At 64.0% G+C, this 21,846-nt stretch carries 17 protein-coding genes and 4 tRNA genes; 13 read left to right on the forward strand and 8 right to left on the reverse strand.

Annotated features, from left to right (window positions below; genetic code table 11):
- The first annotated feature begins 383 nt into the window (after window positions 1-383).
- The 3 genes from AC1RQK_RS11460 to AC1RQK_RS11470 all read left to right on the forward strand — a co-directional run bounded on the left by AC1RQK_RS11460 (window position 384) and on the right by AC1RQK_RS11470 (window position 2,859).
- The gene (locus tag AC1RQK_RS11460; protein ID WP_492809157.1) at window positions 384-1,601 is read left to right on the forward strand and encodes a GGDEF domain-containing protein; all 1,218 of its coding nucleotides are present in this window, start codon (window positions 384-386) and stop codon (window positions 1,599-1,601) included.
- Window positions 1,602-1,730: 129 nt separating this feature from the next.
- Window positions 1,731-1,807 (forward strand) — tRNA-Arg (locus tag AC1RQK_RS11465).
- Window positions 1,808-1,971: 164 nt separating this feature from the next.
- Window positions 1,972-2,859, forward strand: a complete 888-nt coding sequence (locus AC1RQK_RS11470) for an alpha/beta hydrolase (RefSeq protein ID WP_492373889.1) — start codon at window positions 1,972-1,974, stop codon at window positions 2,857-2,859.
- 103 nt (window positions 2,860-2,962) lie between these two features.
- Here AC1RQK_RS11470 and fabI read toward each other — a convergent pair whose 3' ends face one another.
- Window positions 2,963-3,751 (reverse strand): enoyl-ACP reductase FabI, encoded by a 789-nt coding sequence (gene fabI, locus AC1RQK_RS11475; protein ID WP_492373888.1) that lies wholly within the window; start codon window positions 3,749-3,751, stop codon window positions 2,963-2,965.
- A gap of 238 nt (window positions 3,752-3,989) precedes the next feature.
- Here fabI and AC1RQK_RS11480 point away from each other — a divergent pair, with 238 nt between their 5' ends.
- From AC1RQK_RS11480 to AC1RQK_RS11500, 5 genes are all read left to right on the forward strand, one after another.
- Window positions 3,990-5,870 carry an extracellular solute-binding protein gene (locus AC1RQK_RS11480; protein ID WP_492373887.1) on the forward strand — a complete coding sequence of 627 codons (1,881 nt, stop codon included), beginning with the start codon at window positions 3,990-3,992 and terminating at the stop codon, window positions 5,868-5,870.
- Window positions 5,871-5,888: 18 nt separating this feature from the next.
- Window positions 5,889-6,941, forward strand: a complete 1,053-nt coding sequence (locus AC1RQK_RS11485) for a microcin C ABC transporter permease YejB (protein ID WP_150983328.1) — start codon at window positions 5,889-5,891, stop codon at window positions 6,939-6,941.
- Window positions 6,938-8,065, forward strand: a complete 1,128-nt coding sequence (locus AC1RQK_RS11490; RefSeq protein WP_150983329.1) for an ABC transporter permease — start codon at window positions 6,938-6,940, stop codon at window positions 8,063-8,065. Before AC1RQK_RS11485 ends, AC1RQK_RS11490 begins: the two co-directional genes overlap by 4 nt.
- Before the next feature lie 101 nt (window positions 8,066-8,166).
- The gene (locus AC1RQK_RS11495; protein ID WP_492373906.1) at window positions 8,167-9,807 is read left to right on the forward strand and encodes an ABC transporter ATP-binding protein; all 1,641 of its coding nucleotides are present in this window, start codon (window positions 8,167-8,169) and stop codon (window positions 9,805-9,807) included.
- A 286-nt stretch (window positions 9,808-10,093) separates the two neighbouring features.
- Window positions 10,094-10,780 (forward strand): C40 family peptidase, encoded by a 687-nt coding sequence (locus tag AC1RQK_RS11500; RefSeq protein WP_150983330.1) that lies wholly within the window; start codon window positions 10,094-10,096, stop codon window positions 10,778-10,780.
- An 80-nt stretch (window positions 10,781-10,860) separates the two neighbouring features.
- Here the strand turns inward: AC1RQK_RS11500 and AC1RQK_RS11505 are convergent, their stop codons facing one another.
- Window positions 10,861-11,811, reverse strand: a complete 951-nt coding sequence (locus AC1RQK_RS11505; RefSeq protein ID WP_492373886.1) for a patatin-like phospholipase family protein — start codon at window positions 11,809-11,811, stop codon at window positions 10,861-10,863.
- Between the two features lie 248 nt (window positions 11,812-12,059).
- Here AC1RQK_RS11505 and gltX point away from each other — a divergent pair, with 248 nt between their 5' ends.
- The 4 genes from gltX to AC1RQK_RS11525 all read left to right on the forward strand — a co-directional run bounded on the left by gltX (window position 12,060) and on the right by AC1RQK_RS11525 (window position 14,155).
- Window positions 12,060-13,466, forward strand: coding sequence for a glutamate--tRNA ligase (gltX, locus tag AC1RQK_RS11510; protein WP_492809158.1), 1,407 nt, complete (start codon window positions 12,060-12,062; stop codon window positions 13,464-13,466).
- A 282-nt stretch (window positions 13,467-13,748) separates the two neighbouring features.
- Window positions 13,749-13,824 (forward strand) — tRNA-Ala (locus AC1RQK_RS11515).
- A gap of 110 nt (window positions 13,825-13,934) precedes the next feature.
- Window positions 13,935-14,010: transfer RNA gene (locus tag AC1RQK_RS11520), tRNA-Glu, on the forward strand.
- A 68-nt stretch (window positions 14,011-14,078) separates the two neighbouring features.
- Window positions 14,079-14,155: transfer RNA gene (locus AC1RQK_RS11525), tRNA-Asp, on the forward strand.
- A gap of 250 nt (window positions 14,156-14,405) precedes the next feature.
- Here the strand turns inward: AC1RQK_RS11525 and AC1RQK_RS11530 are convergent.
- From AC1RQK_RS11530 to trxA, 6 genes are all read right to left on the reverse strand, one after another.
- Window positions 14,406-15,758, reverse strand: a complete 1,353-nt coding sequence (locus AC1RQK_RS11530; protein ID WP_492809159.1) for an MATE family efflux transporter — start codon at window positions 15,756-15,758, stop codon at window positions 14,406-14,408.
- Window positions 15,759-15,782: 24 nt separating this feature from the next.
- A complete protein-coding gene (locus tag AC1RQK_RS11535; protein WP_492373883.1) occupies window positions 15,783-17,570 on the reverse strand; it encodes an ArnT family glycosyltransferase in 1,788 nt (595 codons plus the stop codon).
- Between the two features lie 187 nt (window positions 17,571-17,757).
- Window positions 17,758-18,021 (reverse strand): type B 50S ribosomal protein L31, encoded by a 264-nt coding sequence (locus AC1RQK_RS11540; RefSeq protein ID WP_006157720.1) that lies wholly within the window; start codon window positions 18,019-18,021, stop codon window positions 17,758-17,760.
- A gap of 243 nt (window positions 18,022-18,264) precedes the next feature.
- The gene (locus AC1RQK_RS11545; RefSeq protein ID WP_492809160.1) at window positions 18,265-19,119 is read right to left on the reverse strand and encodes a M90 family metallopeptidase; all 855 of its coding nucleotides are present in this window, start codon (window positions 19,117-19,119) and stop codon (window positions 18,265-18,267) included.
- A gap of 104 nt (window positions 19,120-19,223) precedes the next feature.
- Entirely contained in the window at window positions 19,224-20,486 is a 1,263-nt protein-coding gene (gene rho / locus AC1RQK_RS11550) for a transcription termination factor Rho (RefSeq protein ID WP_043347534.1), read from the reverse strand.
- 188 nt (window positions 20,487-20,674) lie between these two features.
- Window positions 20,675-21,001 carry a thioredoxin TrxA gene (gene trxA / locus AC1RQK_RS11555; RefSeq protein WP_010814265.1) on the reverse strand — a complete coding sequence of 109 codons (327 nt, stop codon included), beginning with the start codon at window positions 20,999-21,001 and terminating at the stop codon, window positions 20,675-20,677.
- 530 nt (window positions 21,002-21,531) lie between these two features.
- On the opposite strand from trxA, the gene AC1RQK_RS11560 reads away from it, so the two are divergent.
- A complete protein-coding gene (locus tag AC1RQK_RS11560; protein ID WP_150983336.1) occupies window positions 21,532-21,798 on the forward strand; it encodes a hypothetical protein in 267 nt (88 codons plus the stop codon).
- Window positions 21,799-21,846: the final 48 nt, after the last annotated feature.

Consider the following 21,846-nt stretch of genomic DNA (forward strand, 5'->3'; position numbering starts at 1 on the left):
GCTCGGCGGCGGGGCCGGGGTCAAATTTTACTTTTGCACCGGCCAAGCGAGGCGCCGGCCGATGTGGGGGTCGCCGCAGGATTTGATGGATAAAAGGTTCGCTTGACTTGGTCGCAAGCGCTGACATAATCCGCACACCGCAGCGGCCAGGCCCCGCGCCCGGTCAGGCGCACAGGCAATCCGTGCCGCTAGCGGGACTGGCGCCGAACATGAGAATAAGAGTGCCCTCGCCACGATCGCGAGGCCCAGCCCCTGTCCGCCGGGGCGCATGAAGACGGTCAGAAGCTTAAAAAGAAGGAATGGCGAAAACCTCGGGTCCGCGCGGGTCCCGGGGCGCATGGTGGCGTGACGGAACGCTGCCTGCCAAGTTGGACGGGGAAATCATGTTTCAGTCGCAGGTTAGTGTGCTGGTCGCGGGCCTATTCGGGTTGCAGATGGCGGTGGTGTTCGCAGTCTTGCAGCGCACACCCGGCATGGGCCGCGCCGGTTTGAATTCTTGGGTGACCGGCGCGTTGCTGGTCACCGCAGCCACCGTCTTGCTCGCTGCGCAGGACTATCTGCCGGAATGGCTTACGCTCAATCTGGTGGATCTGGTCATGACGGCGGCTTTGTCCTTGATGGTCTATGGCACGCGCCGCTTTTTCGGCAAGCGCGGGGGTGCGGCTGCGCTCTGCTTGCTGAACCTTGCCGTGCTGGCCAACGCCGCGTACTTCGATTGGGCGGGCGTGTCGCCGGCGGAGCCGGCGCTCGTCTTTATCCTGGCCAATACCTATCTTCCGCTGTTGTTGCTGCGCGTGGTGGCGCCGCAAGTGCGCGCCAGGCGCGGCACCGGCCGCCTGGCGGCGCTGTCGCTCGGGCTGATCGCGCTCGCTTGCGCGGTCATGGGCCTCTATCAAGCCATCGACCTCAAGCTGCTCCCCGCTGGCCTGGCCTGGCTGGCAAAGCGCCCGCCCCGGGAAACCTTTGCCGTCCTGCACGCCTTTGGCATTGTCAGCCTGGCCGTGAGCTTCGCGCTGCTTGCCCACGATAGCCTGCGCCGACGTCTGGAGCGCCGCGCCAGCTATGACGACCTGACCGACGTCCTGTCGCGCGGCCCTTACTGGGAGGCGCTGGAAGAGGCCTGCAAGCAAGCGGACCGCCAGCAACGCCCGCTGACCGTGGCGTTCATCGACCTGGATCATTTCAAGGCCATCAACGATCTCTATGGCCATCTGGCCGGCGACAGCGTGCTGCGCCACTTCAGCGGCTTGCTGCGCAAGTCGGTGCGCGCGGACGATTTCGTCGGCCGGCTGGGTGGGGAGGAGTTTGGCATCGTGATGCCCGGCACCGCGCTGGACCAGGGCCGGGCGATCAGCCTGCGCCTGAGTGCGCTTGTGCGCACCACGCCGTGCCCTTCCGAGCCGGATGCGATTTCCTACACGGTAAGCATCGGCATGGCGGAGCGGCTGCCGGGGGAGGGGGCGGATACGCTCATGCGCCGCGCCGACAATGCCCTCTACGATGCCAAAACCATGGGGCGCAACTGTGTGTCCACGCAACCCATTGACCGGCTTGCCGGCATGGCCACGACGCCGCGAATGCGGGTTTCGCAGGCATCCTGAGCCGGGCTGTGTCGGGCCGCATGCCGACACGGTAGGATCGGCCGCGGGGCTGAGGTAGAATACCGGGCTTCGCATGCTAAGCCGTTCAGCAGCATGCGAAGCCCTCTGCATTTCAGTAGTTCCTCCTGTCCGCCCTTAGCTCAGTTGGATAGAGCACTCGCCTTCTAAGCGAGCGGTCACACGTTCGAATCGTGTAGGGCGGACCATTTTCTCCCGCATTCCTCAGCATTCCCCCAGCATTCTCCATCGCCCAGAGGCGCCATCGCATCGCGAACTCAGGCGATGGGCTGCCGATGGCCGCCAGTCCGGTCTAAGATTTCGGGGATGCCGTGGTTTTTTCTGGCACGGCGCCTTTCCCGAGGCTAGTCCCATGGCGAAGTTCAACACAGGTGCAGGCAGGAAGCTCCGTTACTGGCTGGCCGGCGGCGCGTGCCTGCTGATGCTGGCCGCCATTGCCCGCCATGCCTTGTTCCTGGCGGTCGAGGAGGACGCGTTCGAGCCCAAGCCGGCCGATGCGGCCGACGCGATGACGCCGGACCGCCTGGGGGTCGCGTCGCGCCAGTTCGCGTTTGCCAGCGGCGCGCGCATGCTGCGCGCCTCTTGCGTCCTGGCTCAGGGCGGTGACGCGCCCGCCGTGCTGATCTACCACGGCGACGAGGAAAACTTGTCGGACTGGGCCAGCGCGCAGGCGTTGCTCTACCACAATGGGATCTCGTCCTGCGTATTCGACTACAGCGGCTATGGCGCCAGCGGCGGCAAGCCCGGCGTGGTCAACCTGCATGAGGACGGCCTGGCCGCGTATGGCCAGTTCCTCGCCATGACGCCGCGTGCCAGCCGGCGCTATGTGATGGGCTTTTCGCTGGGTTCCGGGGTGCTGCTGGACGTGATCCCCGCCTTGCGCCCGGCGCCCGCTGGCCTGGTGATTGCCGCCGGCTTCACGTCCGCACGCGAGGCGGCGGTGGTGACCGGGCGGGTGCCGGCGTGGGTGGCAAGGCTGCTTCCGGAACCGTGGGACAACGAGGACCAATTGCGAAATTCAATGCTGCCGCTGCTGCTTGTGCACAGCCGCGCGGACGAAGTGATTCCCTTTGCATATGCCGAGCGGCTGGAGCGCGCCGCCGGTGGCCCCAGCCGGCTGGTGGCGCTGTCGGCGCTGCCGCACGATGCGGCGATCCTGCCGGAGCGCCAGGACGCGTTCTGGGCGCCTATCGTCACCTATCTGCGCTCGGGCTGCCTGGGCGGGCAGGTCGCCAAATAGGCCGCGCACGCTGTGCCGCCGGGCGGGCACGAAAAAGGGGCGTCGGCCAAAGCCGCACGCCCCTTTTTCGCGATGGCCGCCGTGAGAGGCGGCCGCGCCGGGATTACGCTTCTTCGGGCAGGCTCGCACCCACGGTATTGAAGCCGGCGTCCACGTAGGTGATCTCGCCGGTCACGCCGCTGGACAGGTCCGACAGCAGGAAGGCGGCCACGTTGCCGACCTCGTCGATGGTCACATTGCGGCGCAGCGGCGCTGCCTCCTCGATGTGGCCCAGCAGCTTGCCGAAGCCCTTGATACCGGATGCGGCCAGGGTCTTGATCGGGCCGGCGGAAATGCCGTTGGCACGAATGCCGCGCGGGCCCACCGAAGCGGCCAGGTAGCGCACGCTGGCTTCCAGTGATGCCTTGGCCAGGCCCATGGTGTTGTAGTTCGGGACCACGCGCTCCGCGCCAAGGTAGGTCAGCGTCAGCAGCGAGGCCTTGTCAGACAGCATGGGCAAGGCGGCCTTGGCCAGCGCGGGGAAGCTGTAGGCGGAGATGTCGTGCGCCATGCGGAAGGACTCGCGCGAGAGGCCTTCCAGGAAGTCGCCGGCGATGGCTTCGCGCGGCGCGAAGCCGATCGAGTGCACCAGGCCATCGAGCTTGTCCCAGCTTTGGCCAAGCGCGGCGAAGGTGGCGGCGATCTGTTCGTCGCTGCCAACGTCGCATTCGAATACCAGGCTGCTGCCAAATTCCTTGGCGAAGTCGTTGATGCGGTCCTTGAAGCGCTCGCCGACATAGGTGAAGGCGAGCTCGGCGCCTTCGCGCTTGCAGGCCGTCGCGATGCCGTAGGCGATCGAGCGATTGGACAGCAAGCCGGTGATCAGGATTCGCTTACCTGCGAGAAATCCCATAACTTCTCCAATGATGTTCGAGGTGGACGGGCACGTTTCGTGCAATGGCGTCCGGGTTGCGGCGCGCACCGCGCGGCGGCTGCTTTTCAGCAGGCTGACGACCGGCAAAACGGCGGTGCCGCGTACTGGAATGTCCGGATGGCTGGATGCCAGCCGAACCCATGTAAAATTGTCTCATAACTTGACCGCGCCGCCGAAGGCTGCGGACGATCCGATTCAGGTGGAGGACCCAAACCGGATGCATATTCGCGCACGTAGACCGCTTCAGGCGGCATGGCAGCGCTTCCGCACATTTGCGGCGCTGGGCTGTGGATTAGTAGCCCTGTGTACCGCGGGTTTTCCCTTGTCAGCCGGAGCCGCCCATGGCTTCGCACAGTATGGCGGCCTCAAGTATCCCGCCGATTTCACCCATTTCGACTACGCTAACCCGGACGCGCCGCGCGGCGGCACGCTGACGCTTGCCAACCCGGACCGCCGCACCAGCTTCGACAAGTTCAACCCGTTCACGCTCAAGGGTACCTCCGCCCCGGGTGTGAACGCGCTGATGTTCGAGTCGCTGTTGATTGCCAGCAGCGATGAAACCGCCAGCGCCTATGGCTTGCTGGCGGATGACGTGACCGTGGCGCCGGACGAACTGTCCGTTACCTTCCACATCCGGCCGCAGGCGCGTTTCAGCAACGGCGATCCGGTGCTGGCCGGCGACGTCAAGTACTCCTACGACATGCTGATGAGCAAGGCATCCAGCCCTGGCTACCGCAGCATGTGCACCGACGTGAAGGCCGTCACGGTGGTGGATTCGCGCACGGTACGGTTCGATTTCAGGCAGCGCAACATCGAGCTGCCGCTGATCGTTGGCTCCTTGCCGGTGTTCTCCAAGAAGTGGACCGCCACGGTGCCGTTTGACAAGCTGACCTTCGAGGATCCAGTGGCCAGCGGGCCTTACCTGATCGAGCGCTACGATGCCGGGCGCGGCATCACCTTCAAGCGCGATCCGTCGTACTGGGGCAAGGACCTGGCGGTGCGCCGCGGCACTTTCAACTTCGACCGGGTGGTCTATCGCCTGTACAAGGACGAGACCGCCAAGCTCGAAGCCTTCAAGGCTGGCGAGTTCGATGCCATCGTCGAGTACAAGGCCAAGAGCTGGGCCAAGAGCTACGAGGGCAAGCGCTTTTCCAATGGCGAACTGCTCAAGACCGATTTTCCGCACCGCAACGGAGCCGGCATGCAAGGCTTCGTCATGAACATGCGCAAGCCGATGTTCCAGGATGTGCGGGTGCGGCAGGCCCTGATCCTGGCGCTGGATTTCGAGTGGCTCAATCGCCAGCTGTTCTATGGCGCGTATCGCCGCCTCGATAGCTGGTTTTCCAACAGCGAGCTGGCCGCCAGCGCCACGTTCGACGGCCGGCCCGGCCCCGGCGAGCTGGAACTGCTCGAGCCGCTGCGCGCGCAGCTGGCGCCCGAGGTGTTTGGCCCCATCGTGTCGATGCCCACCACCAATCCGCCGCGTTCGCTGCGCGACAACCTGCGCGATGCGCGCCGGCTGCTGGCACAGGCCGGCTGGACCTACGCGGATGGTGCGCTGCGCAATGCCAAGGGCGAGCCTTTTGTCTTCGAGTTCCTGGACGACGGCGGGGCCATGAGCCGCGTCATCACCACCTACGTGCGCAACCTGGAAAAGCTGGGGATCGAGGTGAACCAGCGCACCACCGATTTCGCGTTGTACCAGAAGCGGCTGGAAGACTTCGACTTCGACATGGTGTCGATCCGTTTCCCTGATTCGCAGAGCCCGGGCAACGAGTTGCGCGACCGCTTCAACAGCGAGGCGGCCGGCACGCCTGGCTCCGACAATCTGTTTGGCCTGAAATCGCCGGCGATCGACCGCTTGGTGGACAATGTCCTGCACGCCCATACTCGCGAAGAACTGATCAACGCCGGGCGTGCGTTGGACCGCGTGCTGATGCACGGCTACTACATCGTGCCCAACTGGTATAGCGCGTCGCATCGGGTGGCATACCGGAAAGAGCTGGTCTATCCGCAGCGCCTGCCGTACTACTACACGGCGGAGGGCTGGGTCCTGAGCAACTGGTGGCGTGCCGACACCAAGCCGGCCGCACAATAAGCGCGACAAGGAAACAAGATGCTCGCCTATCTGCTCAAGCGCGTACTGTTGATGATCCCGACCCTGCTCGGCGTCATCACGCTGACCTTCGCGGTGATCCAGTTCGTTCCGGGAGGGCCGGTCGAACAAATGATGCTGGAACTCAAGGGGCGGGGTGGCGGTGGCGGGGAGGCCAGCGGCGGCGGCGCGGAGTATCGCGGCCGGCGCGGCGTGGACCCCGACAAGATCAAGGAGATCCAGGCCCTGTATGGCTTCGACAAACCGCCGCTGGAGCGCTATTTCATGATGCTCAAGCGCTTCGCCCAGTTTGACCTGGGGCAGAGCTATTTCCAGCACCGTAGCGTGTGGGAGCTGGTGAAGTCGAAGATGCCGGTCTCGGTCAGCCTGGGGCTATGGACCTTTTTCCTGACCTACCTGATATCGGTGCCGCTCGGCATATCCAAGGCGATCCGGGCGGGCAGCCGCTTCGATGTCGTGACCAGCATGGTGGTGCTGGTGGGCTATGCCATTCCAGGCTTCGTGCTGGGCGTGTTGCTGCTGGTGCTGTTCGGAGGCGGTACCTTTGTGCAGTGGTTCCCCTTGCGCGGCCTCACATCGGATAACTGGGACCAGCTCACGCTGATGGGCAAGGTGATGGATTACCTGTGGCACCTCGTGCTGCCGATCACCGCCTCGGTGGTGGGCAGCTTCGCGGTCGTCACCATGCTGACCAAGAACGCGTTCCTGGAAGAGATCCGCAAGCAGTACGTCCTGACCGCCCGCGCCAAGGGGCTGGCGGAGCGGCGCGTGCTCTGGAAACACGTCTTCCGTAACGCGCTGATTCCGCTCGTGACCGGTTTCCCGGCAGCCTTCATCGGCGCTTTCTTCACCGGCTCCCTGCTGATCGAAACCCTGTTTTCGCTCGACGGGCTTGGCCTGCTGTCCTACGAGGCGGTGCTGCGGCGGGATTATCCTGTTGTGCTGGGCACGCTCTACCTGTTCACCCTGATCGGCCTGGTGACGCGGCTGATCTCCGACGTTTGCTATGTGATGGTCGACCCGCGCATCCACTTCGAGGCGGTGCACCGATGAAATTCAGCTCGCGCACGCTCCCCAACGGGCTGCCGCATTCCCTGTCACCGCGCCAGCGCGCCTGGCAGCGCTTTCGCCGCAATCGCCTGGGCTACTGGAGCCTGATTCTCTTCGTCGCCATTTTCCTGCTGAGCATGGTTGCCGAGACCTTGTCCAGCGATCGGCCGCTGGTAGTGAAGTACAAGGGCGAGTGGTATTTCCCCATCGTCAAGACCTACGCCGAGAGCACCTTCGACGGGGACTTTCCCACCAAGGCTGACTATCTCGATCCGTTTATCCGCGACCGCATCACCAGCAACGGCAATTTCGCCATTTTCCCGCCCAACCGGTACTCATACGACTCGATCAACTATTTCTCCAAGGAGCCGAACCCGGCGCCGCCTTCTGCGGAGAACTGGCTGGGTACCGATGACCGCGGGCGCGATGTGCTGGCGCGGCTGCTCTATGGGTTCCGCGTCTCGGTGCTGTTCAGCCTGGCGCTGACGTTGATCGGCGTGGTGATCGGCACCTTGACGGGCGCGCTGATGGGTTTCTTCGGCGGGCGCTTCGACCTGATCTCGCAGCGCGCCATCGAGATCTGGAGCTCGATGCCCGAGCTCTACTTGCTGATCATCTTCGCGTCCATCTTCACGCCGAGCCTGGCGCTGCTGATTATCCTGCTTTCGCTGTTCGGCTGGATGGGTTTGTCCGACTACGTGCGCGCCGAGTTCTATCGCAACCGCTCGCTCGACTACGTCAAGGCGGCGCGGGCGCTGGGACTGTCCAATGTACAGATCATGTGGCGCCATATCCTGCCCAACAGCCTGACACCGGTTATCACCTTCCTGCCATTTCGCATGAGTGCGGCCATCCTGGCCCTGACCAGCCTCGACTTCCTCGGCCTCGGCGTGCCACCCACCACGCCAAGCCTGGGCGAGCTGCTGGCGCAAGGCAAGGCCAACCTCGATGCCTGGTGGATTTCCTTGTCGACCTTTGCCGTACTAGTGGTGACGCTGCTGCTGCTGACGTTCATGGGCGACGCGCTGCGCGACGCCTTCGATACGCGCCTGGGCCTGGCCCAGCTGCGCGGCCGTGTTGAGCCGAAGGCGCCAGAGGGTTCTCCCGCGGCCGAGGCGGTGTCATGAGCGCAATGCAACAAGCCGCACAGGCCACACGGGCCACGCAAGCCAGCGCCAACGACCCAACGCAACCCGCGCAAGCCAAGGGGGATGCCGGCGGCCCGCTGATGTGCATCGACAGCCTGTCAGTCACCTTCGGTCATGGCGAGGATGCCACCCGGGCGGTGCGCGATGTCAGCTTCGACTTGCGCGCCGGCGAGCGCTTTGCGCTGGTGGGCGAGTCAGGCTCGGGCAAGACTGTCACGGCGCTGGCGATGCTGCGCCTGGTGGACGATGCGCGCTACCAGGGCTCGGTGCGCTTCGAGGGGCGCGACCTGCTCAAGGTGTCGGAGCGCGAGATGCGCGGCATCCGCGGCGCCGACATCGCCATGATCTTCCAGGAGCCGATGACCGCGCTCAATCCGCTCTACACCATTGGCAACCAGATTGTGGAGACGCTGGCGCTGCATGAGGGCCTGGACCGGCGCGCGGCGCGCGAGCGTGCCATCGCGCTGCTCGAGCGCACGGGCATCAGCGACGCGGCGCACCGTTTCGACAGCTTTCCCCACCAGCTTTCGGGTGGCCAGCGCCAGCGCGCCATGATTGCCATGGCGCTTGCCTGCCGGCCCAAGCTGCTGCTGGCCGACGAGCCCACCACGGCGTTGGACGTCACCATCCGGGTCCAGATCCTGGAGTTGCTGCGCGACCTGCAGGCGGAGTTCGGTATGGCCGTGATGCTGATCACGCACGACCTCAACCTGGTGCGGGCCTTCGCCCAGCGAGTGGGGGTGATGGAGAAGGGCGTGCTGGTCGAGGTTGGCGAGACTGCCGCGATCTTCGCAGCGCCCCAGCATCCTTACACCCGCAAGCTGATCGACAGCCGTCCGCGGCGCGAGGTGCTTCCGCTTGTGCCGCTAGCCCCCGTGTTGCTGGAGGCGCGCGGCTTGTGCGTGAACTATGCGCGCAAGCGCCGCGGCCTGGCCGGATGGTTTGGCCGCGACCAGTTTGCCGCCGTCAAGGACGTGAATTTCGCGCTGCGCGAGGGCGAGACCATCGGCATCGTGGGCGAGTCGGGCTCAGGCAAGACCACGTTGGCCCATGCGGTGCTGAACCTGCAGCGCCGCGGCGCCGGGGATATCCAGTTCCTGGGCAAGAGCCTGGACGAGGTCTCCCGGCGCGAGCGCAGCGCCTTGCGCTCGCGCTTGCAGGTGGTGTTCCAGGATCCGTTCGGCTCGTTGTCGCCGCGCATGACCATTGAGCAGATCGTGGGGGAGGGCCTGGCCCTGCACCAGCCTGGCTTGTCGCGCGATGCCATGCGCCAGCGCGTCACCGAGGCGCTGCGAGAGGTAGGCATGGACCGCACTGCCCTGGGGCGGTATCCGCACGAGTTTTCCGGCGGCCAGCGCCAGCGCGTTGCCATCGCGCGCGTGCTGATCCTCAAGCCGCAGGTGCTGGTGCTCGACGAACCCACCTCGGCGCTCGACGTGTCCATCCAGCAGCAGGTGCTGGCGCTCCTGACGCAATTGCAGCGCAAGTACAACCTGAGCTATCTCTTCATCAGCCACGATCTCGCGGTGATCCGCGCCATGGCGCACCGCGTCATCGTGATGAAGTCCGGCGAGGTGGTCGAAGCAGGGGATACCGAGGCCGTCCTGGGTGCTCCGCAGCACGCATATACCCGCAAGCTCATGATCGCGGCCGAAATTGGTGCGAGCGACCCGACGCCGCCACAACTTGGTGCAGCTGAACTCAGGGTGTCACCCGATTGACCTGCGGTTGACATAATCAAACCGAGAAAGCATCTGCGACTTTCGTCGTATAGCCTTGATTGCAAAGCGTTTTATTTGAATTTTGTAACGAACTTTGACATGTGGATGACAACCTTATACCATCCGGCGAGAACTATTTTCGGGGGTGGTTCGCGCGTCGCTTATGCGTGTGGCGAGTGGTTTGCATCACTTGGTCCGCTTTTTGCGTGCGAGTCATCCCATTGATTTCAAGCCCGCCCGGTGTGTTTTCCCGGGGGCGGTCAAGAACGATTCATCAGGAGAACCAATGCAGCGAATGCTTCATTCCCTGGCGCGCGGCGCCGTAGGAATTGCCATTGCCTGCGGTGCCACTCTATCGAATGGAGTGCTGGCTGATACGGTGTTCAAGGATCCCGACGCCCGCATCGATGCACGTACCGAACTGAGTGCGGACCCGCATCCGGAAGGCAAGCGCGGCTTGCTCTCTTCGGTCATGAATTCCACCAGCCATGTGGCCAGCAAGGCCGGCGACCTGGTCATGAATGCCCTCGGGCTGATTGGCGTGCGCTACCGCTTCGGTGGCAACAGCCCAGAATCGGGCCTGGACTGCAGCGGCTTCGTTCGCTACGTGTTCAATGACACCTTTGGCTTTGTGCTGCCGCGCCGCTCGGTCGAGATGAGCCAGGTCGGCACCACCGTGGCATCCAACGACCTGCGCCCCGGCGACCTGGTGTTCTTCAACACCATGCGCCACACCTTCTCGCATGTTGGCATCTATATTGGCGACAACAAGTTCGTCCACGCGCCGTCCACCGGCAGCAAGATCCGCGTCGACGACATGCGTGCCTCGTATTGGGTGACGCGCTATAACGGCGCGCGCCGTATCGATGACGCGCCGCAGGACAGCGGCAGTGCTAACAACCTTGGCAATATGGTCGAGACCCTGAAGCGTTTCGATCCGAATGCAGTCAATCGCCCGCTCTACGGCGGCTGATCGGCGCGCGGACGCGGTCCGCGCCAGTCAAGGAAAAAGGACTGCCACGCAGTCCTTTTTTCGTTTGTGCTGCCTGCCGCTTACTGCGCGGCTACCGTGCCGGCGGGCCGCAGCCGTGCCTGGGCGAGCTTGTCGCGCAGGCTCGCCATCACGGCGGCGGCGGCTTGCTCGCCGGCCAGGATGGCGCGGTTGCGCGAGTTGAAGTCGCTGCCGCTCATGTCCGGCAGGTCGGGGCGGATCACAATGTCGGCTCGCGCCAGCGCCATCTTGCTGATCGACTGCCCCATGATGGCGGTGGTCTGGAGCAATACGCCGCTCTGGCCATTGCTTTTCTGGCTGGAAGGCTCGGCGGAGATATTCACGGCAATCACGAAGTCCGCGCCCATGGTACGCGCGGAGTCCACCGGCACGGGCTCGACCAGGCCACCGTCCACATAATCGTGTCCCTGGATCGAGACTGGCTGGAACACCCCCGGCACGCTACTCGACGCACGCACCGCCTGGCCCGTATTGCCGCGCCGGAACAGGATGCCCTGGCCGGTCTTGAGATCGGTGGCGACGATGCCCAGCGGCAGTTTCATGGACTCGATGGAGCGATTGGCGATCAGCTTGTTCACATAGTTCTGCAGCGCCTCGCCCTTGAGCCAGCCGCCGAAACGGGTGCCAAAGGGCAGGGCCCAGTCGGCGATGGCGGCTTCGTCCATCGTCAGCGCCAGCTTGTTGAGCTGGAAGCCGCTCATGCCCGAAGCGTAGAGCGCTGCGACCACCGCGCCCGCGCTGGTGCCGGTGACGAGGTCCGGGTGGATGCCTTGCGCCTCCAGCGCCTTGATCACGCCGATATGGGCAAAGCCGCGCGCGGCGCCGCCGCCAAGCGCGAGGCCGATCCTGATGGGGCGAGGTGGCACCACGGGCACCAGGGACGGCACGACCGGTGTTTCCGGTGTGGCGGTGAGGGTGCCCGGCCTGGGGCCAAAGGAGCAGGCGGCCAGCAGTGCTGCCGCGCCGGCGCCAAGGAAATTGCGTCGTTGCATGGATAACCGAGGGAAGAGAAGTGGCGCATTAGGCATAGCTAGCGCCGCGACGGCAGGAATGTGCCGTCCGCGCTGGCCACGCGTCCCGCGCGACAGCATTCAGACCGGGCAGAGCATAAATGATTCCGCGCGGCCGGGCATCCCGGCGCCGGATGGGGCGGGATGCCGCGCCCTGCTTGCTATAATGCGGCGATCCTACACTCCGGCCTGCGCGCATTCGTGCGCGGGCTTTTTTGTTTCATTCCTCTATGACACAACAACGCGTCCGCACCCGCTTCGCGCCGAGCCCGACCGGCTTCATTCACCTCGGCAATATCCGCTCCGCGCTCTACCCCTGGGCCTTTGCGCGCCGCATGAAGGGCGATTTCATCCTGCGCATCGAGGACACGGACGTCGAGCGTTCTTCGCAGGAATCGGTGGACGTGATCCTGGAAGGCATGGCCTGGCTCGATCTCGATATCGACGAAGGCCCGTTCTACCAGATGGAGCGCATGGACCGCTATCGCGAGGTGGTCAAGCAGATGCTGGACAGCGAGCTGGCCTATCCTTGCTACATGAGCACCGAAGAGCTGGACGCGCTGCGCGACGCGCAGCGCGAGCGCGGCGAGAAGCCGCGTTACAACGGGTTCTGGCGTCCCGAGCCGGGCAAGGTCCTGCCGGCGCCGCCGGCCGGCGTGCAGCCGGTGATCCGCTTCAAGAACCCGATTGGCGGCAGCGTGGTCTGGGACGATGCGGTCAAGGGCCGGATCGAAATCTCCAACGACGAGCTGGACGACCTGGTGATCGCGCGCCCGGACGGCACGCCGACCTATAACTTCTGCGTGGTGATCGACGATCTCGACATGCGCATCACCCACGTGATCCGCGGCGACGACCACGTCAACAACACCCCGCGCCAGATCAACATTATCCGCGCACTGGGTGGCGTTGCCCCCGTGTACGCGCACTTGCCGACCGTGCTCAACGAGCAGGGCGAGAAGATGAGCAAGCGCCATGGCGCCATGCCCGTGACCGGCTACCGCGACGAAGGCTATCTGCCCGAGGCCGTCCTAAACTATCTGGCCCGCCTGGGCTGGGCACATGGCGACGCCGAGATCTTCTCGCGCGAGCAGTTCGTGGAATGGTTCGACCTGGAGCACCTGGGCAAGTCGCCGGCGCAGTACAACCCGGAAAAGCTGGCCTGGCTGAACAACCACTACATCAAGGTAGGCGACAATGCGCGCCTGGCCGGGTTGACCCAGCCGTTCATCGAGGCGCTGGGTGGCAAGGTGGAGGGCGCAAGCCTGGAGGGTGTCATCGGGCTGGTGAAGGACCGTGCCAATACCCTGAAGGACGTGGCTCAGGCCGCGCTGCTGTTCTACCGCGGCGAGCCGCAGCCGGATCCGGCGCTCAAGGCAGAACACCTCAACGCCGACATCCTGCCGGCACTGCAGGCCCTGGCCACGCGGCTGGCGGCACTCACCGAGTGGAAGCGCGAGGAGATCAGCGCGGCCTTCAAAGCGGTGCTGGCCGAGTTCGGCCTGAAGATGCCCAAGCTGGCCATGCCGGTCCGCCTGCTGGTGGCGGGGCAGTTGCAGACGCCTGCCATCGATGCCGTGCTGGAGTTGTTTGGGCGCGATACGGTGCTGCGCCGCATCCAGGCCGGGCTCGCCTGAAATAATTTGCAGAAATTCCTGACAGGGGCTTGCGCTACTGCCAGGAATTCAGCATAATCTTGTTCTCCCTGCAGCGCGGACAAAAACCAAGCGGGCATAACGGATGGAAGCGATAAGAAGTAATCCCGCAGTAATGTGGATCGCAGAAAAAAGTTAAAAAAAGGGGTTGCAAAAAAGCAAGGTTGTTTATATAATCTTGTCTTCGCTGAAACGAAGAAACAAACGCGAAACGCTGCGAAGGCGGCGGCAGAAAAAAAGAAGTGGGCGGTAACGTAGTACCATGGGGCTATAGCTCAGCTGGGAGAGCGCTTGCATGGCATGCAAGAGGTCAGCGGTTCGATCCCGCTTAGCTCCACCAAAATGCCGGAAGTTTCGAGTGTAGTAAATCGAGATTTCCAGGGTTCTGTGAAAATCTTGTTTTTGGGATATTCACGGTGCCAGACGGAATAAGTCGAAAGACAAGTTTCTGTCCCCATCGTCTAGAGGCCTAGGACATCACCCTTTCACGGTGAGTACAGGGGTTCGAATCCCCTTGGGGACGCCAAATAACGAACGTAACCAAACGTTCGGTTTGTCGTCGAAAGCATCACTGTCGATGATAAGTAAGAGTATGGAGTGGTAGTTCAGTTGGTTAGAATACCGGCCTGTCACGCCGGGGGTCGCGGGTTCGAGTCCCGTCCACTCCGCCAAAACTAAACCCGCATGGTTATGCCATGCGGGTTTTTTCTTTTGCCGTTCGGAATTCACTCGATCAGTTTCCGATAATCCCTGCTATTTGATTCGGCTCGCGCATGGTGGTGGTGCGGCGACATTATGCCGGGCCATGCCTGATAGCCAGGCAGGCATTATCGCGTTGTGGCTGGCCGCGGTCTGCGCTTGTTCGGCTATATGCGCTTGTCGCAGCGGAGATAATCCATCCGCTGCGCGTTCCAGGCTTGCTCAGCTTGTACGGCGCCGGCTGACTGTGACGAAGTAGCGCACCAGCAGCGAGCCGGCGATCGCGAGGCTGATGCTGTTAGCCAGCCAGAACCCCGCTGCTCCACGCGTGAAGGCGGGCAGGGCATCGATCAGGCCAAAGCCCAGCACGTAGCCGCCCCCCAGGCCGACTCCCCAGAGAGATATCGCGTAGATCAAGGTCGGCACCAGTGCGATCTTGTAGGCGCGCAGGATGAATGCCGTCATGACCTGGACCGCGTCGAATGCTTGGTAGAAGGCGATGAACAACATGAGAGGAAGGGCGGCGCGTACCACTGCCGGATCCTTTGCGTAGGCATGCAGCAGCGGTTCTCGCAGGATCCACAGCAGGCCGCCGACCATGATCGCCAGCGTAGCTGCCAGGCAGATGCCGCGGCGGGCAATACGGCGTGCGCTGTCCTGATCGCGCGCACCGATGGACTGTGCTACCAGCGTGGAGGTGGCAATCGCCAGCGACAGCGGCAACATATAGGCCACGGCCCCCAGGTTGGCAATGATCTGGTGGCCAGCCAGCACCACGGTGCCCATGCGCGTGATGAAGATCGACATCAACGTAAACGAGGTGATCTCGATCAGGTAGGTCAGCCCCATCGGCACGCCCAGGCGCAGCAGTGCGCGGATCGGCCGCGCTTGCGGCCACGCCCAGCTGGAAAAGATCTGCAAAGGGCGGTAGGCCGCGTTGCGCCGCAGGATCAGGATGCCGGAGATGCACCAGATCCAGCTGATCAGCGCCGAGGCGAGCGCGCAGCCCGGCCCGCCCATCGGGGCCAGGCCGAAGCCACCGTCGATGAACCAGGCATTGAGCGGAATCTTTACTACCAGCCCGACGAGCTGCAGTACGGTCACCATGACCGGGCGCGACAAGGCGTTGTTGAGCGCGGAGTAGATGCGAAAGCCCAGTGCGGCCGGCAAGCCAAACGCCTGGATATGCAGGTACTGCGTTGCCTTCTCGACCAGCTCCGGCGGTGCCTGGGCAAACTCCAGCAGCGGGCCGGGGAACAACAGCAGCAACATGCCGGGGATGGCCAGCGCCAGTCCCAGCCAGGCGGCCTGTCTGACTTCATTGCCAATTTCCGCCGCGCGCCCGGCGCCATGGAGCTGACCGGCGATCGGGGAAAGCGCCTGCAGCACGCCCATCAAGCTGATGTAGACCGTGATGTAGATGGACCCGCCCAGCCCCACGGCGGCCAGGTCGATGGCAGAGGCTCGCCCGGCCATGATGGTGTCGATCACGCCAAAGGCGATCACCGCAAGCTGGCCGACCAGGACCGGCGCGGCCAGCACGGAAATGCGGCGGATATCGTGGAACATGCTCATGCGGGCAGGCGTGGCGCCGCCACGTCAGGGGTGGCTTGGCAGCCGGCGTCCAGGCAGGCTGGGCCGGGGTGGTGCGACCCGGGACATATCGACCAGGCGATACATGCGGAAGCGCTCGTCGCGATCGGAGGGGCGCCGGCCTTCCCAGATCAGGCGCCATTCGAAGTGCGAGATGCTGGTGGGCTCGCCGTAGTCGACGGGGTCGTGGCGCAGCAGGACGTCGCAGCCGTCATCCGGGCCGCCAAAGCGGATATGGCCGAAATAGGCAAACGAAGCCAGCTGCGCGTCGCCCATGCGAATCGGCTGCACGCAGTTATACGCCGTGGGCAGCGCCATCGAGGCGGCCTGGGCCACGTCGCGATAGGTCTTGCCGTAGTTGATCGAAGGCATCCACAGGGTCATGGCCAGCACCCACATCAGGGTGGTGCCGGCGGCCGAAATCACCACCGGGCGCCAGATCTGCTTCGGCGCGCGCGACAGGCGCCAGCGCACGATCAGGATCCAGGCTGCCGTCACCAGCAGCGCATAGACGACTGCGCTGACGGTGAAGTCTTGCTGGAAGCCCGGCAGCAGGCGATAGATATTGGCCGCGACGCGCGGAGGCTGGCCCGTCGTCCTGGCGATCCACATGAACCAGACGAAGCCGCCGAAGATGGTGAAGAACAGCAAGGCGAACCAGTCGATCGCGTTGATGGCGGCGCGCGTGAGCGTCGGCAACCCGAACGCGGCAAGCACGGCCATCGGCGGCAGCAGCAGGATGAACTGTACGTCGCCCGGCGCACGCAGCAGAAACAGCAGCAGCAGCGGCGGCAGCAGCATCGCCAGGGGCAGCGCCACATGCGGCGCACGGCGCATGCCCGACCAGCTCAGCCAGGCCCAGCAGGCAATTGGCCACACCGGCCAGGTAAACAGCAGCAGGTTGCGTGCAATGAAGTTGAGCGCAGCGGCGTTCGGCGCGCCATAGGTGCGGCGATCGTAGCGCGACCACTCGCGGATAAAAGTCACGGCATCGTTGTGGTCGGTCGCGCCGAAGTAGGCGGCGGCCATCCAGGCTGCCACCAGCGCCAGTGCCAGCGGCACGCTTGCCAGCAGCACGCGCGGCAGGGGCAGGGGCTTGCAGGCCAGGCCGCAGATGATGACCGACGCCAGCAAGACCAGCGGAATGACTGGCCCGCTGGACAGGGTCAGCGCGCCCAGCCCGACGCCCAGCCAGATGCCACCTTGGATTGGCTTGTCCAGGCTACGCACCATGCCATACAGGCTCATGGCGACAAAGCAAACCTGCCCAACCTGTGGCGTGGTTTCGTGGCCGCGCATGGCCAGGCCCACGCAGGCCAGGAAGATCAGCAGGGCGCCGTCGGCCAGCGTGCGGCCGTAGTCGCGCGCGTTGGGCTGGCCGCCGAAGACATAGGCGAAAGGCTGGACCTCGGCGCGCCGGCCGAGCAGGTAGGTCGCGTACCAGATCAGTGAACAGGTGCCGAAGTAAAAGAGTGCCGTGGCGATGCGCGACGCGTCCGGCGCGCCAAGCCAGCCGCCAAACAGGCGGATCATCAGGGCGCCAACCCAGAACACCAGCGGGCCGTCTTCGCCGTAAGGGCGGCCCACGATATTGGGCATCAGCCAGTCCTGGGTGCCGCCGGTGGCCAGTTGCCACATCACGCCGAAGCCGGCCGCATCCTCGTTTTTCCACGGATCGCGGCCGAACAGGCCAGCCAGGCCGTAAATGATGCAGATGGCCAGCAACAGTGCGCGCGGAAGCGTACCGGTGGCGGCTGCGGTCAGGTGGACACGGGAAGTCTTGGCTGCGCTCATTGATTGGTGGGTCTAGGGGGCCGCCGGGGCGGGGCGCTCCCGGTTAGCTGCGTCCGCAGGGCGCCGGTTGGTGCCGATCGCGCGGAGGCTGCAAAAGCAAAGAGGCAGCCGATGCTGCCTCTTTGCTTGGGTGCGCGGCGCCGGAGCATTTTGTCCGAGGCCATGCAGCGAGCGGGCTCGCGGCGAATTACTTCGCGGTGAGCTTGTTCAGCTTGCTGCCGAACTTCTGACGGAACTTCTCGACGCGGCCGGCCGTGTCCATGATCTTCTGGGTGCCGGTGTAGAACGGGTGCGATTCCGACGACACTTCGATCTTGGCCAGCGGGTATTCCTTGCCGTCGCGGGTGATCGTGTCGCGCGTCTGGATGGTCGAGCGGGTCACAAAGCTGAAGTCGTTCGACACGTCGAGGAATACGACTTCGCGATAATTCGGGTGAATGCCTTCTTTCATGGTGTTTCCTTTCAGGTTGGGTAGCCAGTCCGTTGTTTGCCGTGCTGCTGCTGCTGCCATTGCCAAAAGCGCTAAAAAAAGCGCCAGAAGCTGGATGTGCTGATTGCACTGGCAGCGTTGCGGCGAACGAACCACTTGCCGATAACGGACAATCCGGGATTATCGCAGAAAAACAAAAAGCTGGGCAAGTTTTGAGTGCGCGATGCGCACGGCGGCCGAGGGTGCCGAAAGGTTGATCTTCGATCACATCGAGGCCGGATCCTGACGATAGAACGCCGCGAGCGAATCATAGAGGACCGGCCAGTGCCTGCGAAGGCCGGCCGGCTCGACAAAGAAGGTCTCCGAGGCCACGGCGAAGAACTCGCTCGGCGCCTCGCAGCCATATGGGTCGATCACCCGCAGCGCGGGCGGCAGCCGTTCCGGATGGTCCCAGGCATGGTCGGACTGCTGCTCGCAGGCGTCCGCGAAGCGGTCGTACTCTGTGAGGAAGGACTCGGCCCATTGCTCTCGGTCGATGCCCGGATGGAGCACGCGTGAGAAGGGCGGCACGCCGTCCGGCTCGCCGTCGAGCATGTCGAGCTTGTGGGCGAACTCGTGGATGACTACGTTGTAGGTGTCATCGGGGTGGTGGGCATGGCGTGCATTCAGTCCGGCGCCGGGCATCTGCACATCAGGCCAGGAAAGGATGACCGGTCCGTGTTCCCAGGCTTCACCACTGGCTTGCTCGACCACGCCATGCACCAGCCCGATCTCGTCCTCGACAGTGCGGCGGATGACGAATTCGCCGGGATAGAGCACGATGCCGCGCCAGCCGCGATACCACTCGATGCCCAGCTTGAGAATGGGCACGCAGGCTTGCAGCGCGACGCTCGTCACCATCTCGTCGGTGAGCGGCAGGTCGTGCGCGGTGGAGTATTCCTTGTCGGCGATGAACAGGGTGGCGAGCTCGCGCAAGGCGGCGAGCTCGGCGGCGCCATAGCGCTGCACGAACGGCAGCGTGGCCACCGTGTGCGCCCACAGCGCGTCGGGAATGGCGTAGTGTTCGAGTTTGCGCACGCGCGAGCGCGCACGCAGGAAGTGGCTCAGTCGGCCGAACATGGGACTCCTGCAGGCACAGGGCGGAAATGCAAAAGGGCGCGCCGAGGCGCGCCCTTCCAGTGCATTGCCAACGCGCGAACCGCAGCGCGCGGCATAGCGAACGATCAGCCGCCTCTGCGCATCATATCGAAAAACTCGGCGTTGTTCTTGGTCGCCTTCATCTTGTCGAGAATGAACTCCATGGCCTGCACTTCATCCATGTCCGAGATGAACTTGCGCAGCACCCAGACCTTTTGCAGGATCTCGGGCTTGATCAGCAGTTCTTCGCGGCGCGTGCCGGACTTGTTCAGGTTGATCGACGGATAGACGCGCTTTTCCGCCAGGCGGCGTTCCAGGTGCACTTCCATGTTGCCGGTGCCCTTGAACTCTTCGTAGATCACGTCGTCCATGCGGCTGCCGGTTTCGATCAGCGCGGTGGCGATGATGGTCAGCGAGCCGCCTTCTTCCAGGTTACGCGCAGCGCCGAAGAAGCGCTTGGGGCGTTGCAGCGCGTTGGCGTCCACACCACCAGTCAGCACCTTGCCCGAGGCCGGCACCACCGTGTTATAGGCACGTGCCAGGCGGGTGATCGAGTCCAGCAGGATCACCACGTCGCGCTTGAGCTCGACCAGGCGCTTGGCCTTTTCGATCACCATTTCAGCGACCTGCACGTGGCGGATGGCGGGTTCGTCGAAGGTCGACGCCACCACTTCACCGCGCACCGAGCGCATCATTTCGGTCACTTCTTCCGGGCGTTCGTCGATCAGCAGCACGAACAGGTCCGCTTCCGGATGGTTGTTCGCAATCGCGTGGGCGATGTGCTGCAGCATCACGGTCTTGCCGGACTTGGGCGAGGACACCAGCAGGGCGCGCTGGCCACGGCCGATCGGCGCGATCATGTCGATGATTCGGCCGGTGATGTTTTCCTCGGCGCGGATTTCGCGCTCCAGCGTCAGCGGCCGGTTCGGGTGCAGCGGCGTCAGGTTCTCGAACATGATGCGGTTCTTGACCGCTTCAGGTGCTTGACCGTTGACCTTGTCCACCTTCACCAGTGCGAAATAGCGCTCGCCGTCCTTGGGGGTCCGTACTTCGCCCTCGATCGTGTCGCCGGTATGCAGGTTGAAGCGGCGGATCTGCGAAGGGCTGATGTAGATGTCGTCCGTGCTTGCCAGGTAGGAGGTCTCGGGCGAGCGCAGGAAGCCGAAGCCGTCCGGCAGGACTTCCAGGGTGCCGTCACCAAAGATGATTTCGCCCAGCTTGGCGCGCTTCTTCAGGATCGCAAACATCAGCTCCTGTTTGCGCATCCGTTGTGCGTTGTCGATCTCGAGGGTCGCGGCCATTTCGAGAAGCGCAGACACGTGAAGCGATTTGAGTTCTGTCAGGTGCATAGACGAGGGGTACAGAGGCGCCCGGACGGGCTGGACCTAAAGGAGGGGGAGGAAATGAGCGAACGCTCGGGGAAGTTGTTGATGCCATCTTAGCACAATCCGGACGGTGCGCCAGGGAAGGCGCACGCACGTCGGATTGTGGCTACACCGGGGGGGCGCCTGATGGCGCCGCGCCCCGGGCCGGCATATTACAGATTGCCGTCGAGGAATGCGGTCAACTGCGACTTGGACAGCGCGCCGACCTTTTGCGCGGCAACCGCGCCATTCTTGAACAGGATCAGCGTGGGGATGCCGCGAATGCCGAACTTGGCCGGCACTTGCTGGTTCTCATCGACGTTGATCTTCGCGATCTGCAGCTTGTCGCCGTAGTCCTTGGCCACTTCGTCCAGGATCGGGGCGATCATCTTGCAAGGACCGCACCATTCTGCCCAGAAGTCGAGCAGGACAGGCTTGTCGGACTGGAGCACGTCTGCGTCGAAGGAGGCGTCGCTCACATACTTGATTTGTTCACTCATGGCGGAAAACCTCTGGTTTCGCTCTGTTTAATTTGAAGGCGGGATTTGCCGAACCGCTACATTACACGAGTTTGCGCATACCTGTAGGCACGCGCCTTACCCGGTGCGGGCTTGTCCCGAGCGACGGGACAGCCACGATTGGCGGGATGTTGCTCATATGTTACCAGTTGATGGGAATTCAATACCCTGCCCATCAACCTCACGGTGCGCTGCCGTACGCGGTGATGAAACCCGCCGATGCGGCGGCGTGTAGCACCATTCTGCCCGCGAAGCCAAGCCTGGTGGGATGATTGTATTAATCGGCGCAAGAGCTTTTATCAATCGGGAGCCGCGCCGAAGCTCGCCGTCAGGTGCCTGATGTGTGACTTATGAGTAACGCCGCCACGGCTTTGATACGCGGCGCGGGGGGCTTGAGCAAACGCAATCCAATGCGATGCAAAGGTCGCGCGGCGCCCCCGGGCGCGTAGAATAGAATCATGCGCCCGGCCTCGGCCCGGCGCCTTCCCGCGCAACAGACAAGGCTACAGACCATGACGCCAGACACCCCTTCCAAGCCGGATCCGCAGCAACCCCCCGAAGTGGAACACTTGAGCGACGCGCTGGATCACATCAATGCCGCGGTCGAGCAAGAGAGCATTGCCGGCGGCGCGGCCAAGGGCCTCCTTTACAGCGTCATCGAGACCCTGGGCACGCTGGTGGGCGACCCCGACCTGCCAGAGCACGCACGCTCCGGCTACCAGGGCCTGCTGGAGACCGCGCGCGAAATCCGCTCGCGCCTCGAGGCCGGCAGTCACTGAGGGCTCTCCGGGCTCGCCGGTTATTCCCGCGTCTTTCGCGCATCCCGT

Source organism: Cupriavidus sp. GW822-FHT02D05, assembly GCF_058802485.1.

What these genes read in the sequence shown, in the direction of transcription:
- AC1RQK_RS11460 (WP_492809157.1), top strand. Translation starts at nt 384, where the DNA reads ATGTTTCAGTCGCAGGTTAGTGTGCTGGTCGCGGGCCTATTCGGGTTG.
- AC1RQK_RS11470 (WP_492373889.1), top strand. Translation starts at nt 1,972, where the DNA reads ATGGCGAAGTTCAACACAGGTGCAGGCAGGAAGCTCCGTTACTGGCTG.
- fabI (WP_492373888.1), bottom strand. Translation starts at nt 3,751, where the DNA reads ATGGGATTTCTCGCAGGTAAGCGAATCCTGATCACCGGCTTGCTGTCC.
- AC1RQK_RS11480 (WP_492373887.1), top strand. Translation starts at nt 3,990, where the DNA reads ATGCATATTCGCGCACGTAGACCGCTTCAGGCGGCATGGCAGCGCTTC.
- AC1RQK_RS11485 (WP_150983328.1), top strand. Translation starts at nt 5,889, where the DNA reads ATGCTCGCCTATCTGCTCAAGCGCGTACTGTTGATGATCCCGACCCTG.
- AC1RQK_RS11490 (WP_150983329.1), top strand. Translation starts at nt 6,938, where the DNA reads ATGAAATTCAGCTCGCGCACGCTCCCCAACGGGCTGCCGCATTCCCTG.
- AC1RQK_RS11495 (WP_492373906.1), top strand. Translation starts at nt 8,167, where the DNA reads ATGTGCATCGACAGCCTGTCAGTCACCTTCGGTCATGGCGAGGATGCC.
- AC1RQK_RS11500 (WP_150983330.1), top strand. Translation starts at nt 10,094, where the DNA reads ATGCAGCGAATGCTTCATTCCCTGGCGCGCGGCGCCGTAGGAATTGCC.
- AC1RQK_RS11505 (WP_492373886.1), bottom strand. Translation starts at nt 11,811, where the DNA reads ATGCAACGACGCAATTTCCTTGGCGCCGGCGCGGCAGCACTGCTGGCC.
- gltX (WP_492809158.1), top strand. Translation starts at nt 12,060, where the DNA reads ATGACACAACAACGCGTCCGCACCCGCTTCGCGCCGAGCCCGACCGGC.
- AC1RQK_RS11530 (WP_492809159.1), bottom strand. Translation starts at nt 15,758, where the DNA reads ATGAGCATGTTCCACGATATCCGCCGCATTTCCGTGCTGGCCGCGCCG.
- AC1RQK_RS11535 (WP_492373883.1), bottom strand. Translation starts at nt 17,570, where the DNA reads ATGAGCGCAGCCAAGACTTCCCGTGTCCACCTGACCGCAGCCGCCACC.
- AC1RQK_RS11540 (WP_006157720.1), bottom strand. Translation starts at nt 18,021, where the DNA reads ATGAAAGAAGGCATTCACCCGAATTATCGCGAAGTCGTATTCCTCGAC.
- AC1RQK_RS11545 (WP_492809160.1), bottom strand. Translation starts at nt 19,119, where the DNA reads ATGTTCGGCCGACTGAGCCACTTCCTGCGTGCGCGCTCGCGCGTGCGC.
- rho (WP_043347534.1), bottom strand. Translation starts at nt 20,486, where the DNA reads ATGCACCTGACAGAACTCAAATCGCTTCACGTGTCTGCGCTTCTCGAA.
- trxA (WP_010814265.1), bottom strand. Translation starts at nt 21,001, where the DNA reads ATGAGTGAACAAATCAAGTATGTGAGCGACGCCTCCTTCGACGCAGAC.
- AC1RQK_RS11560 (WP_150983336.1), top strand. Translation starts at nt 21,532, where the DNA reads ATGACGCCAGACACCCCTTCCAAGCCGGATCCGCAGCAACCCCCCGAA.